Source organism: Amycolatopsis sp. NPDC051106, assembly GCF_040682775.1.
GTDB lineage: Bacteria > Actinomycetota > Actinomycetes > Mycobacteriales > Pseudonocardiaceae > Amycolatopsis.
Genome location: NZ_JBFBBQ010000012.1, coordinates 127,874 through 144,575 on the forward strand (window position 1 = coordinate 127,874; position 16,702 = coordinate 144,575).

At 70.7% G+C, this 16,702-nt stretch carries 12 protein-coding genes; 9 read left to right on the top strand and 3 right to left on the bottom strand.

Annotation, left to right across the window (positions count from 1 at the left end):
* Positions 1 to 10: 10 nt before the first annotated feature.
* Positions 11 to 988 carry a lysylphosphatidylglycerol synthase transmembrane domain-containing protein gene (locus AB0M83_RS12790; RefSeq protein WP_364516349.1) on the top strand — a complete coding sequence of 326 codons (978 nt, stop codon included), beginning with the start codon at positions 11 to 13 and terminating at the stop codon, positions 986 to 988.
* An 827-nt stretch (positions 989 to 1,815) separates the two neighbouring features.
* Here AB0M83_RS12790 and AB0M83_RS12795 read toward each other — a convergent pair.
* Positions 1,816 to 3,702, bottom strand: coding sequence for a DUF6541 family protein (locus AB0M83_RS12795; protein ID WP_364516351.1), 1,887 nt, complete (start codon positions 3,700 to 3,702; stop codon positions 1,816 to 1,818).
* A 164-nt stretch (positions 3,703 to 3,866) separates the two neighbouring features.
* Here AB0M83_RS12795 and AB0M83_RS12800 point away from each other — a divergent pair, with 164 nt between their 5' ends.
* The 3 genes from AB0M83_RS12800 to AB0M83_RS12810 all read left to right on the top strand — a co-directional run bounded on the left by AB0M83_RS12800 (position 3,867) and on the right by AB0M83_RS12810 (position 9,094).
* The gene (locus AB0M83_RS12800) at positions 3,867 to 5,606 is read left to right on the top strand and encodes a hypothetical protein (protein WP_364516353.1); all 1,740 of its coding nucleotides are present in this window, start codon (positions 3,867 to 3,869) and stop codon (positions 5,604 to 5,606) included.
* On the top strand, positions 5,603 to 7,189 hold the full coding sequence (locus tag AB0M83_RS12805) for a hypothetical protein (RefSeq protein ID WP_364516355.1): 1,587 nt from the start codon (positions 5,603 to 5,605) through the stop codon (positions 7,187 to 7,189). The genes AB0M83_RS12800 and AB0M83_RS12805 overlap by 4 nt, the downstream gene beginning before the upstream one ends.
* A 1,176-nt stretch (positions 7,190 to 8,365) precedes the next feature.
* A complete protein-coding gene (locus AB0M83_RS12810) occupies positions 8,366 to 9,094 on the top strand; it encodes a lysophospholipid acyltransferase family protein (RefSeq protein WP_364516357.1) in 729 nt (242 codons plus the stop codon).
* Here AB0M83_RS12810 and AB0M83_RS12815 read toward each other — a convergent pair.
* Entirely contained in the window at positions 9,091 to 9,888 is a 798-nt protein-coding gene (locus AB0M83_RS12815) for an HAD family hydrolase (RefSeq protein ID WP_364516409.1), read from the bottom strand. The two genes, AB0M83_RS12810 and AB0M83_RS12815, sit on opposite strands and share 4 nt — an antisense overlap.
* A gap of 96 nt (positions 9,889 to 9,984) precedes the next feature.
* On the opposite strand from AB0M83_RS12815, the gene AB0M83_RS12820 reads away from it, so the two are divergent.
* A complete protein-coding gene (locus tag AB0M83_RS12820) occupies positions 9,985 to 10,881 on the top strand; it encodes an LLM class flavin-dependent oxidoreductase (RefSeq protein ID WP_364516359.1) in 897 nt (298 codons plus the stop codon).
* A 147-nt stretch (positions 10,882 to 11,028) separates the two neighbouring features.
* Here AB0M83_RS12820 and AB0M83_RS12825 read toward each other — a convergent pair whose 3' ends face one another.
* Positions 11,029 to 13,038 (bottom strand): DUF6541 family protein, encoded by a 2,010-nt coding sequence (locus AB0M83_RS12825; RefSeq protein WP_364516361.1) that lies wholly within the window; start codon positions 13,036 to 13,038, stop codon positions 11,029 to 11,031.
* Between the two features lie 79 nt (positions 13,039 to 13,117).
* On the opposite strand from AB0M83_RS12825, the gene glf reads away from it, so the two are divergent.
* From glf to AB0M83_RS12845, 4 genes are all read left to right on the top strand, one after another.
* Entirely contained in the window at positions 13,118 to 14,341 is a 1,224-nt protein-coding gene (gene glf, locus AB0M83_RS12830; RefSeq protein WP_364516363.1) for a UDP-galactopyranose mutase, read from the top strand.
* Complete coding sequence (locus AB0M83_RS12835; RefSeq protein WP_364516365.1) at positions 14,334 to 14,852, top strand: phosphatase PAP2 family protein; 519 nt, start codon at positions 14,334 to 14,336, stop codon at positions 14,850 to 14,852. The genes glf and AB0M83_RS12835 overlap by 8 nt, the downstream gene beginning before the upstream one ends.
* A complete protein-coding gene (locus tag AB0M83_RS12840; RefSeq protein WP_364516367.1) occupies positions 14,849 to 15,844 on the top strand; it encodes a decaprenyl-phosphate phosphoribosyltransferase in 996 nt (331 codons plus the stop codon). Before AB0M83_RS12835 ends, AB0M83_RS12840 begins: the two co-directional genes overlap by 4 nt.
* Positions 15,845 to 15,952: 108 nt before the next feature.
* On the top strand, positions 15,953 to 16,600 hold the full coding sequence (locus tag AB0M83_RS12845) for a hypothetical protein (protein ID WP_364516369.1): 648 nt from the start codon (positions 15,953 to 15,955) through the stop codon (positions 16,598 to 16,600).
* Positions 16,601 to 16,702 lie beyond the last annotated feature (102 nt).

Below are 16,702 nucleotides of genomic sequence, written 5' to 3' on the forward strand. Positions count from 1 at the left end.
GAGACCGTCGATGACGACAGTTGAGACGCCGGAGGAGCTCCCGGCTGCCGGAAAGCAGCGGAAGTCCACCAAGGCGAAGATCCTCGACGTCGTCAGGTGGGTCGCGATCCTGCTGGTCATCGGCTTCGCGGCGAAGCAGCTGGCGTCCAACTGGGGCGAGTTCTGGCACACCCTGCGCGACGTCGCGTGGCAGTCGTCGCTGCTCAGCCTGGTAGCCCTGGTCGCGGCGATCATGGTGTCGACCTGGGGCTGGCAGGTGATGGTCGACGACCTGGGCAAGCCGATCGGCTACGCCCGGGGAGCCCAGATCTGCCTGGTCGGCTCGCTCGGCAAGTACGTACCGGGCTCGGTCTGGGCGTACCTGCTGCAGATGGAGCTCGGCCGCAAGGCGGGGCTGGCGCGTGCCCGCATCTTCACGGGCTCGCTGATCCAGCTGGGCGTGGGCGTGGTGTCGGCGCTGGTGGTGTCGCTCCTGGCGGCGCCGGCGGTGTTCAGCAACAGCCCCCGCGCGCTGTGGCTGTTCGTGCTGATCCCGGTCGGCCTGGCGATGCTGCACCCGAAGATCCTGACGTGGGGCACGTCCCTGGTGCTGCGAATCCTCCGCCGCCCCCCGCTGGCCCACCCCCTGAGCTGGCGCGTGATCGGCAAGGTCTTCGGCGCCTCGACGGCGGCGTGGTGCCTCCAGGGCATCCACCTGTGGCTCCTGGCCAACTCGGTGGGAACGCCCGGTTTCAGCGGTTTCGTCCTGTGCGTGGGCGCGATGGCGGTGGCCATGACGGTGGGCACATTCGCGTTCATCCTCCCGAGCGGAGTGGGCGTCCGCGAGGTGGCCCAGGTAGCGGTCCTGACGGCCAGCGGCCTGACGGTCGGCCAGGCAACGGCGTTCGCGGTGGCATCCCGGGTGATGTTCACGGTGGCGGACCTGCTGACGGCGGGCCTGGCAGCGATAGCGGCCCGCTCAACCCGCCCGGCGGTCACGCCCGCCTGAGTGGTTGTCCCGGCAAGGCCGAGTTCTCGGCCACCTGACCGGGCCTGCTGAGCCCGCGTGACCTGGGTCTGCTCAACTGCCGACGCCCACCGTGCGGCGGGCCCAACAGATCCCGCATGTCACCTGGGCCCCCCCGCGGTGCCTTGCCCGCCGACCCGGCCTGCTCAACCCGCCCGGTGGCCACACCTTGCCCGACCTGCTCAGGTCCTACGCACCTCGCCCGCCGCGTGAGCCGATGGCGGGCGCTCGCCCCACCCAATCCGGAACGCCGAGCAGGTTGTCCACGACCTGTATCCAACTTGTCCACAGGCGTTACGCACATGTGGACAACTCTGGCCAACCCGAGCTCAACTCAAGGTTTTGTCGGCCTCCACCGATAGACTGGCCAAGGGGACGCCCCCCAGTGGAAGGGCGGGGGCGCGCTGCTTCGCTCGGGCCTGTGCCCTCGAAGACAGCCATCGGGAACTGACTCTGCCGAGACCCTGCCAAGGGCCGTTCTCAACACTGCAGCACCGGCGAACATGCTTTCCGCACGGCGCAGCAGCGCCCACTCCCGCTCCCAGTACCCAAGCCGGTCGCGCAGACCTGAACTTGGTGCAGTGAATGACTCATTCCTGGCGCTGGACGACAGGAATGAGTCATTCACTGCACCGAAGGCGACTGGCGCGGGGCCGGCAACCGACTTTGCCGAGGCCCTGCCAGGCCAGGCCAGGCCAGGCCAGGCCAGGCCAGGCCAGGGAAGGGCCGGGCCGGGCCGGGCCACAAACCTGCGCCCCGAAGACACCCGCTGGGAACCCCGACGTGCCGAGATCCTGCCAAGGGCCGCCTCAGCTGACCAGCCGGTAAATCACCGCGTCCGAATTGCGCCAAACTTCCCTCAAGAACGGCTCCCCGGCCAATCCGACCAACCCCGGCTGATAAGGCTGCTCCGGAGCCGGCAAAGGCACGCCCAGGATCACCCAACGAATGTTCAGCCGCTGAACCGCCGCCCGCACCGCCGGATCCGTCGGATAATCCCGGAACCGCTGCGCCAGCAACACGGCGTCCGAAGGTGGTGAAGTCTGGTCGTAATGCGCCGCCACCGTGCGAACTCCCGACAGCGCGTACGTCCACGCCGTCCCGTCGAAACGGTCGTTCATCGCCCACTCGCCCGGGGCCGCCAGCTTGCCCAGCTCCGCCATCGCCGCTTCCTCGCCCGGCGTCACGTGCAGCTTCGACGGGTCCGCCGCCTGGTAACCCGTGTACACGCGGGCGCCGTTCGAACGGAAGTACAAGCCGTTCGTGAGCGCCACGAAACCCAGCAGCACCACCACCGCGATCGCCACCGCCGGCACGCGCGCCGGCAGCCGTTCGCGGAGCCACGCCTGGGTCGACGCCAAACCGTGCGCCGCCAGCACGCACAGCGGGATCGCCGCCATCGAGAAGAACCGGTACGGGTCGTCCCACCACGGCCGGGACAGCGCCATCACCAGCGGCGCGTTCGACGACGCCACCGCCATGTACGCCAGGCCCGTCACCCCCGCCGTCAGCCCGATCCAGCGCAGCGCGCCCGCTCGCGCGAAGAACACGATGCCGAGGAACAGCGCCACGGACAGCCACACCTGCGGATGCGCCTCGAAGTGCTGGAACCCCAGCAACGCTCCCAGCGCCGTCGACGCGCGCCACTCGCTCGGCCAGCCGAAGTACGGGAGGTCGCTCTGGGCCAGGCCCAGCGCCCCGAACAACTGCAGCCACGCCACCAGGAACGCCACCACCGCGATCGGCAGCAGCGCCAGCAGGTCGCGGCCGATCCGGCGCCAGCCCGAAAGCCAGCGCTGCACCAGCAGCGGGCCGGCGAACAGGATCCCGCCGAACAACGTCGACGAATGGATGCACAGCAGGCCCACCGCCGCCAGCAGCAGCACGAAACCCGTGTCCGGCGCGACGCGCTCCAGGTACCGCCGCACCGCCACCGCCGCCAGCGGGGTCAGCGCCACGCCCAGCGCGAACGGCAGCAGCGGCCCGCGGTCCATCGACTCGTAGACGCCGACCACCGGCGCCACCGCCGTCAGCGCCACCGCGCCCGCCAGCACCGCGCGTCCGCGGAATTCGCGGACCAAGGTCACCAAGGACAGTGCCAGCAAACCCGGCAGCAGCAGCGTGTTCGCGTCCAGTGTGGCCGGGATCGACGCCCCGCTGAGCCGGTTGGTCACCGCTGCCAGCAGGTGGTAGGCGTTGGGGTAGAACACCGGCGCCGCGTCGCCGTACCAGTTCACGTGGCCCGTGCCGAACAGGCTGCCGTCGCCGGTGTCGGCGATGTAGCGGACGGCGTTGCCGTGGTACACCGCGTCGAATCCCTGCGGCAGTGCGCCGATGTGGCCCAGGCCGCGCAGTGTCGCATAAAAACCCACCGCCGCGCCGAACAGCAGGCACGCGCCCACGGCGAAGTGCCCGCGACGGTCCCACAGCCCGGGTTCCGGCTCGGGTGCCCAACGCCGGACGGTCAGTTTCCGGACACCGTAAGCGATCGCGGCGAAGACGACGGTCGAAACCGCGTAGGTCACCGGCGTGAACTTCCACCCGACCGCCGCGGTCCACGGGCCGGTCAGGCCGCCGATGGCGTAGCTCAGCAACGGCGCCAAGCCGGCCAGGGCCCAGCCGCGCACTCCCGCGGCGAGTGCCGTCAGGAGGCCCGGGACGGCGATGACGGCAACGGCAACGCAGACGGAGAGCACGCTGGAGACTAAGCCGACAACGATCAGGGGAACGCCCCGGGGTGAGCAGTCCGAACGGGACGGATTCGCGAATGTCCCTTCGCGATACCCGAACGGGTTATATTGACGCGTGCGTTTCCCTGCTTGACTGACGCCGGGCGGAGAGATCTTCACAAGGGGGCCGGGTGGTCTACGCGGTCGTGGTGGCGTGGCTGGTCCTCGCCGCGATCGTGGTCCTGACCTGGGGGCGGCTGGACACCGACCGCGGCTGGCGCGGCTTCGTCCTCACGCTCACCCTCGGCCTTTCCCTGCTGCACCAGCTGCTGTTCGCGACGGTCACCGAGGACGCCCTCGTTTCCTTCCGCTACGCGCAGAACATCGCCGACGGAAACGGCCCGGTCTTCAATCCCGGAGAACGCGTCGAGGGGTACACGAACTTCCTGTGGCTGGTGCTGATCGCCCTGCCGCGGGCGGCGTTCGGCGCCGACGTGCAGACCACCGCTGTCGTGTTCGGCGTCCTGGCCGCGCTCGGGTGCGTGCTCCTGTCCTACCTCCTGGTGAACCGGATCGTCGCGGGCGCCGGCGCCGAACCACGCCCGGCGATCGGCATCGCCGCCGCGGTGCTCACCGCGAGCGCCGGCGGCCTCGCCGTCTACGGGCCGTCCGGCTCCGAGGTCCCGCTGTTCGTGCTGCTCCTGCTCGCCGTCTGCTACTCGCTCGCGGCGCGCCGCCCGGTGGTCGCCGGGGTGCTCGTCGCGTTCGCCGTGATGACCAGCCCGGAGGGACTGGTGGTCGCCGTGCTGGGCGGCCTCTGGCTGGCCGGCGCCGCGCTGCGGAAGAAGCACAGCTGGTGGGCGCCGGTGGGCTACGTCCTGGGCGCGCTGGTGTTCCTGATCCCGCGGCTGGCCTGGCGCGCGACGTTCTACCAGCACTTCCTCCCCGCGCCGCTGGCCGCGAAGCTCGGCGGGCCGTTCGGCTCGCAGGTGGCCGCGGGTTGGCCGTACCTGTCCGGATTCGCCCTGGCGCACCAGGGTTTCCTCCTGCTCGGGCTGGTCGCCGCGGTCGCGCTGCTGCTGCGTCGCACCCAACCCGCCAAAGCCCCGGTCGTCACCGAACCCGCGTTTCGGGGGTTCCGGGTGGCGGAGCCCCCGGCCCGGGGCGAAGCCCCGGTTGTCACAGCCGTCGAGGCCCGCGCTCTGATCTGGCTGCTGTTCGCGGTCGCCGCCACGGTCGCCGCCGCCGCGGTGCTGATCGGCGGCGACCCCGGGCCGTCGTGGCGGCTGCTGGCCCCGGTGCCGCCGCTGATCGCGGTGGCGGCCGTCAGCGCGTACGGCGTGCTCACCGTGGACGCCGACGCGAAGCCGTCACCGCGGCCGATGGCGTGGTCCGCCGCGACCCGGCTTGTCCCGGTGACCGCCTGCGGGCTGGCCGGCATCGCGGTGCTCGTCTCGGTGTTCAGCCCCGACATGCTCGACCGCGTGCGCGACTGGCGCGCGCACGGCACCGAGCTGACCGAGATCGGCGGCTGGCTCGGCCGGTACCTGCCGCCCGGGTCGGTCGTCAGCGCCGCCGCTCCCGGGGCCCTCGCGGCCCACGGCGGGCAGCTGCTCATCATCGACGTCCTCGGCCGCACCGACGACCACATCGCCCGCGAGGGGCGGCACGACGCCGGCGTCACGACCGACTACGACTACGTCGTCAACGGCCGCCGCCCGACCGTCGCCGTGCCCGCCGACAGCGGGTTCGCCGACCGCCAGCACTGCGCGATCGACCCGGTCTACGCGGGCAAGTACGAGGTCGCCACCTTCCGCCGCGTCGGCACGCCCTACTGGGTCTCGGTGTACCCGCGCGCGGAGCAGGCGAAGTCGGTGGTGACGAACCTCGACAAGGGCCCGGACTTCCGCTACGTACCCTGTCCTTCGTGAAGCTCGAGGTCCCGAAACGCCGGCTCGGCGCCGAAGCGAAGCTCGGGATCGGGGTCTTCGGGACGTCGTTCGCGCTGTTCGTGCTGCGGTTCCTGGTGCCGCGCCCGGTCGCGATGTCCAACAACGGGGACGGCGGCCGCGTGCTGTGCGGCGCCGGGATCACCTGGAAAGGCCTGCCGGAGGCCTTCGTCCACCTCGCCTACACGCCCGCGCCCGGCGCGCCGCCGTGCCGGCCGACCTACCTGCTCACGCAGAGCTGGCTCGCGGACCTGGCCGTCCGGATCGGCGGGCTGATCGGCCTGCCCGGGACGCTCAGCCTGGTCGTGCTGGGCCTGCTGAGCACCGTCATCGCCGCGGCGGCGATCGCCGCGATCGTGCTCGGCCTGCCGTGCTCCCGGCGCGCCCGGCTGGCCGTGGCCGCGGGGCTGCTGCTGGTCGTGGCCGACTCGGCGTTCTTCGGGTACTTCGCCGCGGTGCTCGGCGAAGGTGCGGCCTTCCTCGGCCTGCTGCTGGTCGTCGGCGGCCTGCTGCTGACCGCGCGTGAGGGCCGGTGGAGCTACGCCGGCATGGCGGTGACGCTCGCCGGAGGCGTCCTGGCGGTCAACGCCAAGGTCCAGACGCTGACGATCCTGCCGATCCTCGCGCTCGCCGTGTTCCTCATCCGGCCAGGCACGCTGCGCGGGCCGAAGCGGTGGGCGGCGGCGGTGCTGATCGTCGGCGCTCTCGGCGCCGTCACGCTGTCCGCGCAGCAGAGCGTCGAACCCGCCCGGGCGCCGGACGGCACGTACAGCGAGTTCCCCGGCGACGACTCGCGTGAGATCAACGTGTTCAACTCGGTCTTCCTGAACATCGTCGACGGGAAGCACGACACCCAGGCCGACCTGGCCGCGCTCGGGCTGCCGCCGTCGTTCGCGCAGTACGCGGGCAACGGCTGGTGGCACCCGCACCCGGCGACCATGGACCCGCTCTACGCGCGGTACCGCGGGCAGCTGACCCGCGAAAACGTCGTCGCGTACTTCGCGAGCCACCCCGGCCGGACCCTGGAGGTGCTGAACCGGGCCGCGACCGACCAGCTCACCGCACGCCCGGACTACCTCGGCAGCTTCGACCAGGACGCGGGCTTCGCACCGCACGCGCAGGAGTACCGGGTGCCGGTGGTGTCGTGGCTGACCGGCTTGCTCAGCCCGCTCGGCCTGTTCGCGGTGGTCCCGATCTGGCTGTTCGTGCTGGTCAGGGCCTGGACGCAGCGCCGCGGCGCACTGGGCGTGGTGCTGGCGTTCCTGTTCGCCGTCTCGCTGACGCAGTTCGGCGCCGCGGCCCTCGGCGACGGCATCGAGGGCATCAAGCACCAGTCCGTCGCGCTGTTCACGATCCTGCTGGCCCTGGTGCTGGCGGCACTGCCTCAGTCGCGGTCGAGCGAGCCCCGGTGGGGCAGGAACTCCTCGGTCGGCGGGCCGTCGTCGGCCACTGGGTCCCGCTTCGCCGGCGGTTTCGGCCAGAACGGCGGCACCTCGAGCAGCACGAAGACGAGCAGCCCGGCCAAGCCCACCAGGAAGATCGTCGACGACGACGCCAGCTTGTAGTTCACCGCGAAGTACAGGAAGAACACCACGCCGACCCAGATGCGCCGGGCGTCGCCGCGGTGCCGGTCGAGCACGACGGCGACCAGCCCGATGACCAGCGGCGCGAGCATCACGAAGACGCGCTGGGTGTCCGTGGCGACCATCCGCCCGGCCAGGCAGCACAAGCCCAGCCAGACGCTGGACACGAGCAGCAGGCTCCGGGTGCCGCTGCGCCGGTACTCGAGGTAGAGGCCGTAGGCGAAGATCAGCCAGAAGAAGCCGAACGTGCTGTACAGGGCCGCTTGGTCCACGCCCTTGTTCGACGAGAGGGCGAAGCGGATGTTGCTCAGCAGGCCGCTGTTGGCCTGCCCGGCCCCGAACCCGTAGTCGCCGCCGATCAGCGCCTGGGCCCACAGCCGGAACGCGAAGTACAGCCCGGCCGCGACCACGACGGCGACGAGCCCGCCGACGACCTGCTTGTCGCGCAGCGACCGCGACCGCGTCCACGCCGCCAGCGGGTACAGCGGCGCGAGCAGCAGCGTCGTCTCCTTGTTGATCGTGCCGACGACGATCACCAGCGCGAACCAGATCAGCCGCCGGTCGAACAGCAGCCACAGCGCGACGAGGTAGAGCAGGTTGTTCAGCGGGTCGACCAGGTACGGGTTGCTGAACGCGTACGGCGCGTACCAGAACGTGCAGGCCAGCGCGGTCGCGGCGAGCGCCGAGGTGTACAGCCGCAGGTCCAGGCGGATCCAGAGGAACTCGAAGAAGACGATCGCCGCGGCGAGTACCAGCGCGAACGTGAACGCCAGCCACACGGAGTCGAGGGAGACGCCGGTGAACCGGTTGACGGTGTGGACGAGCCACGGGCTGAGCATCCGCAGGGCGAACGGGTTGTCGACCTGCGCGCCGGTCTGCACCGACATCGCGTAGTACTCGGCGGCGTCGCCCCACGCCTTCTCGTGCGCGTTCGGCTGCACTGGCGCGTAGGAAATCAGGTTGAGGAGCGTCACCGTGGCCAGGCCCAGGTACACCGCGACCCGGTGGCCGGTTCGTCTGACGGGCGAGCCGGGTTCCTCGATCACTGGCAACACGCCCCGAAGCCTAGTGGGCGTGCGGCGGCGGTGAGCTTCGCCCGGTTTGTGGCCTTCACCGCTGAACAGCGGTCAAGAACCTACGGTCCCGTAACCTGGCGTGATGGCTGACCTCGTGTACCCGCCCGTGATCGCGGCGGCCCGGACGATGTTCCGGGTACTGGACAACCGCATCCGGGTCGACGGCGCGGAGCACATCCCGCGCCGCGGCGGTGCGGTCATCGCGTGCAACCACGTGAGCTACCTCGACTTCATCTTCTGCGGCCTCGGTGCGCGCCCGGCCAAGCGGCTGACGCGGTTCATGGCGAAGAAGGAGATCTTCGACAACAAGATCGCCGGCCCGCTGATGCGCGGGATGCACCACATCTCCGTCGACCGCTCCGCCGGCCTGGCCTCCTACCGCGAGGCGCTCGGAAAGCTGCAGGCCGGCGAGGTCGTCGGCGTCTTCCCCGAGGCCACCATCAGCCAGTCGTTCACCGTCAAGGAGATCAAGTCGGGCGCCGTCCGGATGGCCGCGGCGGCGAACGTCCCGGTCGTGCCGATGGCGCTGTGGGGCACGCAGCGGCTCTGGACGAAGGGCCGCCCGAAGGACCTGACCCGCCGGCACGTGCCGATCTCGATCCTCATCGGCGAGCCGATGCACCCGGCCAAGGGCGACGACTGGGACGTCGTGACGAAGGAGCTGCGCACGCGGATGAGTGCGCTGCTCGACCGGGCCCAGGCCGAGTACCCGGACCGGCCCGCCTCCGACGAGGAACGCTGGTGGCTGCCCGCCCACCTGGGCGGAACCGCCCCGACCCCGGCCGAAGCGGCCGAACTCGACCGGAGTTAGAACCAGCGCTCGAGGACCTGCGCGACGCCGTCTTCGCCGGCCGGGCCGGTGATCTCGTCGGCCACGGACTGCGCCCGCGGGTGCCCGTTTTCCATCGCGACGCCGTGGCCGGCCCAGCGCAGCATCTCGACGTCGTTGGGCATGTCGCCGAACGCGATCACCCGCTCGCGGTCGACGCCGAAACGCTCGGCGACGTCGGCGAGGCCGGTCGCCTTCGTGATCCCGTGCGCGGACAGCTCCACCAGGCCGCCCGACGACGAGTACGTGACGTCGACGTCGCGGTCGAAGAGCGCGTTGATCGCTTCGGACATCTCGTCGGACGACATCCCGCGGTGGCTGACCAGCAGCTTGATCGCCGGGTGCCCGAGCACCTCGGCGCGCGGCGCGGTGCGGCCCTCGCCGTCGCCCCACGGGTTGTGGTAGTTCGGCTCGATCACGAAGCTGCGCATTTCGTGGTCGGCGTCGGTGCCGACGCGTTCGGCGGCCAGCCGGCAGCCGGGCAGGGCCTTGTCGAGCGCGTGCGCGATGTCGTGCAGCAGTTCCGGCTTCAGCAGGCCGTGCACCGCGACGACCTCCTCGCGGCCGCAGTCGTACAGGACGGCGCCGTTCGCGCAGACCGCGTAGCCGGTCAGCTCGAGCGGCTTGGCCACGGGCGCGATCCAGCGCGGCGGCCGGCCGCTGGCCAGCACGAACGGGACGCCCGCGTCGATCGCCCGGCGGACGGTCGCGATGGTGCGGGCGCTGAGGGATTCGGAGGGGCCGAGCAGGGTGCCGTCGACATCGGACGCGATCAACTGAGGTCTCTCCACCTCGCCATTGTCCCTGACCCGTTCGGGTGGCCTCGTCCCCGTCCGAGCGATCGTCGGTGGTTACCGATAGCGTCCCGGAGCGTGCGAGTAGGCATCGTGATTCTTCCGGAAGATCGTTGGTGGGCCGCCGAGCCGAAGTGGCGCGCCGCCGAGGAGTACGGCTTCGACCACGCGTGGACGTACGACCACCTCGGCTGGCGGAACCTCGTCGACGGCCCGTGGTTCTCCGCGGTCCCGACCCTGACGGCGGCCGCGATGGTGACGTCGCGCATCCGGCTGGGCACGTTCGTGGCCTCTCCGGTCGCGCGGCACCCGGTGCCGTTCATGCGGGAGCTGACCACGCTCGACGACATCTCGGACGGCCGATTCGTCCTCGGCGTCGGCGCGGGTGTCGACCACCAGCACTACGACGGTGCGGTACTCGGCGCTCCCGAGCTGACGGCGAAGCAGCGCGCGGACCGGTTCACCGAGTTCGTCGAGGCGCTCGACGGGCTGCTCATGACGGACAAGTTCGACTTCGACGGCGAGTACTACCGGGCCATCGAGGCCCGCAACCTGCCGGGCACGGTCCAGCGCCCGCGGCTGCCGTTCGTGGTCGCGGCGAACGGCCCCCGCACGATGACCCTGGCGGCGCGCTTCGGCGCGGGCTGGGTCACGACGGGCAAGGGCGGCGCGACCGAGGACGAGTGGTGGGGTGGCATCAAGCAGCTCACCGAGGTCTTCGACCAGCGCCTGGACGCGGTGGGCCGCGAGCGGGCGGGCATCCAGCGGCACCTGAGCCTGGACGCGTCGCCGGTCTTCTCGCTGAGCAGCGTCGAGGCCTTCCGCGACGCGGCCGGCCGCGCCGGGGAGCTGGGCTTCACCGACGTCATCGCGCACTGGCCGCGGTCGTCATCGCCGTACGAAGGCCGCGAAGCCGTCCTGGAGCAGGTGGCGAGCGACGTGCTGCCGGAGCTGCACGCTAGTCCGAACGGGTGACATCGGGGTCACCAGGAAACCGATTGCCGTCCCTCAGGCGTCCTTCACAGCAGACGTCAGAGATCACCCCGGGGGTGGTTGGGGGACGGAGGCCCTCGTGGCCGCGGCACGGGGCGCCGCGGCCACGAGGGTTTTGTCTTCTCCGGGCTACTTCACGATCCGGTAGATCACGGCGCCCGGGTTCCGGTAGACCTCTTGCACGAAGTCGTGCCCGTCGAGGTGCCGCAGGCCGGGCGCGATCGGCGTGTCGCGGCGGATCGTCCCGCTGCCGACCAGCACGTAGTGGATGTTCAGCCGCTGTGTCGCGGCGCGGACCTGCGGGTCGCTGTCGTAGTCGCCGAAGTGCAGGGCCAGGTAGAGCGCGTCGGGAGGAGCCACGCCCGCGTCGTAGTGGCCGGCCACCGGGTGCACGCCGGTGAGCGCGTACATCCACGCCGTGCCGTCCATGCGGTCGTTGAGCACCTTCTGGTCGGCCGGGATCCCCAGCGTGCCGAGGTGGTCCATGGCGTCGATCTCGTCCTGGCTCACCGGCGGGACCGTCTCGCCGGGCAGGCCGTTGTAGTACAGCAGCGAGACCGTCTTGGCGTTGGCCGCGCGGTAGAACCCGCCGGTCAGCACGCCCATCGCCACGACCAGCAGCACCGCCGTCGCCAGCCCGACCCGGCCGGTCAGCCACGGCCGCGCCCGCACCCAGGCGCGTCCGCTCGCGACCTTCGCCAGCCACTGCTGGGCCTCGCTCATGCCGTGCGCGGCGAGCAGGCACATCGGGATCGCCGCCAGCGCCATCAGCCGGAACCGGTCGTTCCACCACGGCCGCGACAGGCTGATCACCCAGTCTTCGCCGCCGAAGCAGGCGACCACGACGAACAGCGCGGACAGTCCGATCGCCGAGAGCACCACCCAGCGCATCCGCCGCAGCCGCGCCAGCGTGAACACGCCCAGGGCCAGGAACACCGTCAGCCAGATCTGCGGCACCGGCAGCACCTGCTTGAACGTCGCCAGCATCGCCAGTGCCTTCCACACCGGCATGTGCGAGCCCCAGGGGTGGTACGGGTACGACCCGGCCGTGAAGGTGAGCGCCCCGAGGATCATCGGCGCGGCCAGTACCCCCGCGGCCACCATGACCGGCACCATCCGCAGGACGTCGCCGCCGACGACCCGCCAGGCCGCTTTTCCGGGTGCGACGCCGTCGAGGGACTTGGCCCGCAGCGCCCGGTACCAGCGCTGCACGACCAGGGGGAACGCGAACAGGAGCGCCCCGAACAGCGCGCTCGAGTGCGCGGCGAGCAGGCCGGTGGCGCTCAGCGCCAGCACCGCGCCCGTGTCGACGCCCGGCCGCACGACGAACCGCTGCAGCGCGACCACCGCCAGCGGCGTCAGCACGATGCCGAGCGCGAACGGCAGCAGCCCGCTGGAGACCGACTCGTACGCCCCGGTCGTCGCGCCGCCCGCGACCAGCGCCACGCTGCCGGCGAACACCGCGCGGCCGCCGAGCTGGCGCACCAGCGCGACCATGGCCAGCGCGAACAGCCCGGCGATCGGCATCGTGACGGCGTTGAGCGTGACCGGGACCGACGTTCCCGACAGCTGGTAGACCAGGGCGCCGACCAGGTGGTAGGCGTTCGGGTAGAAGGAGCCGTCCGGGTACCAGTTGATCGTGCCCATGCCGGTCAGCGAGCCGTCGCCGGTCTCGGCGATGTAGCGGATGCCGTTCGCGTGGAAGACGGTGTCCCAACGCTGGAACACCGCGGTCGTCCCGCCGCGGCCGGTGATCACCACAGCGATCGACACGGCCGTGGCGACCGCCACGCAGGCACCGACGGCCAGGTGCGCCCGGTGGGTCCACGGCTGCGGCGGCTCCTCGGCACCCGGCGTCATCCAGCCTCGCGCGATCGAAAACCGGCGAAGGCCGTAGAGCACGGCGGCGAGCAGCAGGGTGCAGGCGGCGACGCTCGGCGGGCCGTACGGCACGTGCGCGATCGCCAGCCACGGGCCGGCCAGGCCGGTGATGGCGTAGCTGAGCAGCGGCGCGAGGCCGGCCAGCGTCCAGCCGCGGACCCCGGCGGCCCATCCGACGACGCCGCCAGGCACCGCCAGCACGGCCAGATAGGTGGCCACGGCGGTGAAGTAGCTCCAGAAGTCCTCGGGTGCAGGCACTGCTTTCCAGGTGTGTCGTAGGCCGAAATGTGATAGTCGGGTGCGAGCCGGGTCAGCGACCCCCGTACCCTCGACGCCCGTGAGCGCGCACACGAACCCCGCACAGGTTACTGAAGCCGATTTCGCAGGTTACGACCTCGTCATCGTCGGGTCCGGTTTCTTCGGCCTGACGATCGCCGAGCGAGCCGCGGCCGAGCTCGGCAAGAAGGTCCTCATCCTCGAACGGCGTAGCCACATCGGCGGCAACGCGTACTCGGAGGCCGAGCCCGAGACCGGGATCGAGGTGCACAAGTACGGCGCGCACCTGTTCCACACGTCGAACAAGCGCGTCTGGGAGTACGTGAACCGCTTCACCGAGTTCACGAACTACCAGCACCGGGTGTTCGCGCGGGTCAAGGACCAGGTCTACTCGTTCCCGATGAACCTGGGCCTGATCAACCAGTTCTTCGGCAAGTCCCACACGCCGGACGAGGCCCGTGAGCTGATCGCCAAGCAGTCGTCGGAGTTCGAGACCAGCGCCGCGCAGAACCTCGAGGAGAAGGCGATCTCGCTGATCGGCCGTCCCCTCTACGAGGCGTTCATCAAGGGCTACACCGCGAAGCAGTGGGAGAACGACCCCAAGAACCTGGGCGAGAACATCATCACGCGCCTGCCGGTCCGCTACAACTTCGACAACCGGTACTTCAACGACACCTACGAGGGCCTGCCCGTCAACGGGTACACCGCGTGGCTCGAGAAGATGGCCGAGCACGAGAACATCGAGATCCGGCTGAACGTCGACTACTTCGACGTCCGCGAGCACATCCCGGCGGGCACCCCGACCGTCTACACCGGGCCGCTGGACCGCTACTTCGGCTACTCGGCGGGCCGGTTCACCTGGCGCACCGTCGACTTCGAGTCCGAGGTCGCCGAGACCGGTGACTTCCAGGGCACCTCGGTCGTCAACTACAACGACCAGGAAGTCCCCTACACCCGCATCATCGAGTTCCGGCACTTCCACCCGGAGCGGGACTACCCCAAGGACAAGACGGTCATCTTCCGGGAGTACTCGCGCTTCGCGAAGGAAGAAGACGAGCCGTACTACCCGATCAACACGCCGGAGAACCGCGAGAAGCTCGAGGCCTACCGCGAGCTGGCCAAGACCGAGGCGCGCGAGCGGAACGTCCTGTTCGGCGGCCGGCTCGGCACGTACAAGTACCTCGACATGCACATGGCCATCGGGTCGGCGCTGTCGGCGTTCGACAACAAGATCGCCCCGCACCTGACCGACGGCGCGCCGCTCGACGGGTCCCTCGATGCTTGAGAAGGGCGCCCCGACGGGCGAGGTCGCGGTCCTCTCGAAGGCCCAGGGCTTTCTGAAGAGTGAAGCTTCGGTGAAAGCCGCGCGCGGCATGTCGCACTTCGGCGAGCACGCGCTCGGCTGGTTCGGCCTGGGACTCCTGGGTGCGATGGTCGACAAGAAGCGGCGCAAGGACTGGCTGGTCGCCTCGGCCGGCGTCGTCGGTGCGCACGCCGCCTCGATCGCGGTGAAACGCGTGGTCAGGCGGCCCCGGCCGGACCACCCGAGCGTGGAGGTCCTGGTCGGCACGCCGAGCAAGCTGAGCTTCCCGTCGTCGCACGCGACGTCCACGACGGCGGCGGCGGTGCTCTACTCCGGATTGACCGGGCGTAACCTGGTGCCCGCCCTGGTACCGCCGATGCTCGCCTCGCGGCTCGTACTCGGCGTTCACTATCCGACAGACGTTCTGGCCGGTGCAGCTCTCGGGGGGCTCGTCGGTGGTCTGATACGACGGAAGCTGAAGAAGAATCCATGAGCGAAACGACCGAGCAGCGCAACAGCGACGAAGCGGCCGTGACTCCTGAGGCACCGGAGACCCCGGTGACGGCGGAGACGGCTGAGGTGTCTTCGGTGACCGCCACCCGTGGGCCGTTCGGCCTGGCCGGCGGCGTCATCAAGACGGCGCGGCCCCGGCAGTGGGTGAAGAACGTCCTGGTCTTCGCGGCCCCGTTCTTCGCGTTCTCGAAGTCGACCGACCGCACGGGCCTCCTGCTCGACGCGATCGTCGCCTTCGTGGCGTTTTCGCTCGTGGCGAGCTCGGTCTACCTCATCAACGACGCCATCGACGTCGAGGCCGACCGCGCCCACCCGACCAAGCGGAACCGGCCGATCGCGGCCGGCATCGTGCCGGTCCCCGTCGCGTACGGGGCCGCGGTCGTGTTCTTCCTGGCCGGTCTCGGCGTGTCGTTCTTCGCCAGCTGGCAGCTGGCGATCGTGCTGGGGGTCTACGAGGCCGTCCAGCTCGGCTACTGCTTTGGCCTCAAGCACCAGCCGGTGGTCGACCTGGCCATCGTCGGCTCGGGCTTCCTGATGCGCTCGATCGCCGGCGGTGTCGCGGGCGGGATCGCGCTTTCGCAGTGGTTCCTGCTGGTCACGGCGTTCGGTTCGCTGTTCATGGTCGCCGGCAAGCGCTACGCGGAGATCATGCTGTTCGAGCGCACCGGCGCGAAGATCCGCTCGTCGCTGAAGAAGTACTCGGCCAGCTACCTGCGGTTCGTCTGGGCGACTTCGGCGGCGATCCTGATCATGTCGTACTGCCTGTGGGCGTTCGAGATCCGCCAGACCGAGCACAACTCGGTGTGGGCGCTCATCTCGATGGTCCCGTTCGTGGTGGCGGTGCTGCGCTACGCGGTCGACGTAGACGGCGGCATCGCGGGCGAGCCCGAGGAGATCGCGCTCAAGGACCGCATCCTGCAGGTCCTCGGCGCGACCTGGGTGATCACGCTGTTCCTGGCCTTCTACCTGTGACTCATGGCGGATCGACAGGTTCGTTTCAGCTGACGCACAGCTGACCGGCGCAGGCTGAGGTGGTGGGGGCGGGCACTGCGCCCGTCCCCGTGACCACGGGAGCCCACGATGAACGACCAGCCGCGCGAGGAGAAGGCCCCGGAGGGGACCGACCACCCGACCGCCGAGCAGCCCACGGCGCAGGCCGACCAGCCCACCACGCAACTGCCGGCCACGCCCGCGGCCGAGCAGCCGACTGCTCAGGCCCCGACTGCTCAGCCCGCGGCCGAGCAGCCGGCCACCCAGCAGCCCGGCGCGGCCGAGCAGACCGCCGTGCACGGCCGGCAGCCGCCCGCCGCGCAGGGACCCGCCGGAACCACCGCCCTGCCGAACGCCGCGCAGGAGCAGGCGCCGCCGGCCGCCGCGAGTGCGGCTCAGGCTCCGCCGACTCCGCAGCTCTCCCAGCCCGGCCCCGGCCAGGCCTACGGCGCCTGGGGCCCGCCTCAGGCCGCCCCACGGCAGCCCGGCGGCTTCCGGCGGTTCGTCGGCCACCGCGCGACCCAGCTCGTCGGTGTCGGCGTCCTCGGTCTGCTGATCGGCGGGGGCATCGTCGGCGGGATCGCCGCCGCGACCAGCCACGGTCCCCGCGGCGACCATCCGGGCATCCACCGCCAGTACAACGGTCACAACCAGGGCCCCGACGGCCGCGGCTTCCCCGGCCGCGGCGGCGGCAACTCCGGCAACTCGAGCAATTCCGGCTCCGGCAATGGCATCTAGAAGCCGAACTTTCCCGTGAAAGGTCCGCCCTGGGCCCGCACTTTCACGGGAAAGTGCGCTGTGGTCTGAGCCACCCGTACCTCGCTCAGATCACAGAAGCAT

Bases quoted from the DNA above. Each gene is read 5' to 3' on its own strand.
- AB0M83_RS12790 (WP_364516349.1), top strand. From the start codon at position 11: ATGACGACAGTTGAGACGCCGGAGGAGCTCCCGGCTGCCGGAAAGCAG.
- AB0M83_RS12810 (WP_364516357.1), top strand. From the start codon at position 8,366: ATGGCTGACCTCGTGTACCCGCCCGTGATCGCGGCGGCCCGGACGATG.
- AB0M83_RS12835 (WP_364516365.1), top strand. From the start codon at position 14,334: ATGCTTGAGAAGGGCGCCCCGACGGGCGAGGTCGCGGTCCTCTCGAAG.
- AB0M83_RS12840 (WP_364516367.1), top strand. From the start codon at position 14,849: ATGAGCGAAACGACCGAGCAGCGCAACAGCGACGAAGCGGCCGTGACT.
- AB0M83_RS12845 (WP_364516369.1), top strand. From the start codon at position 15,953: ATGAACGACCAGCCGCGCGAGGAGAAGGCCCCGGAGGGGACCGACCAC.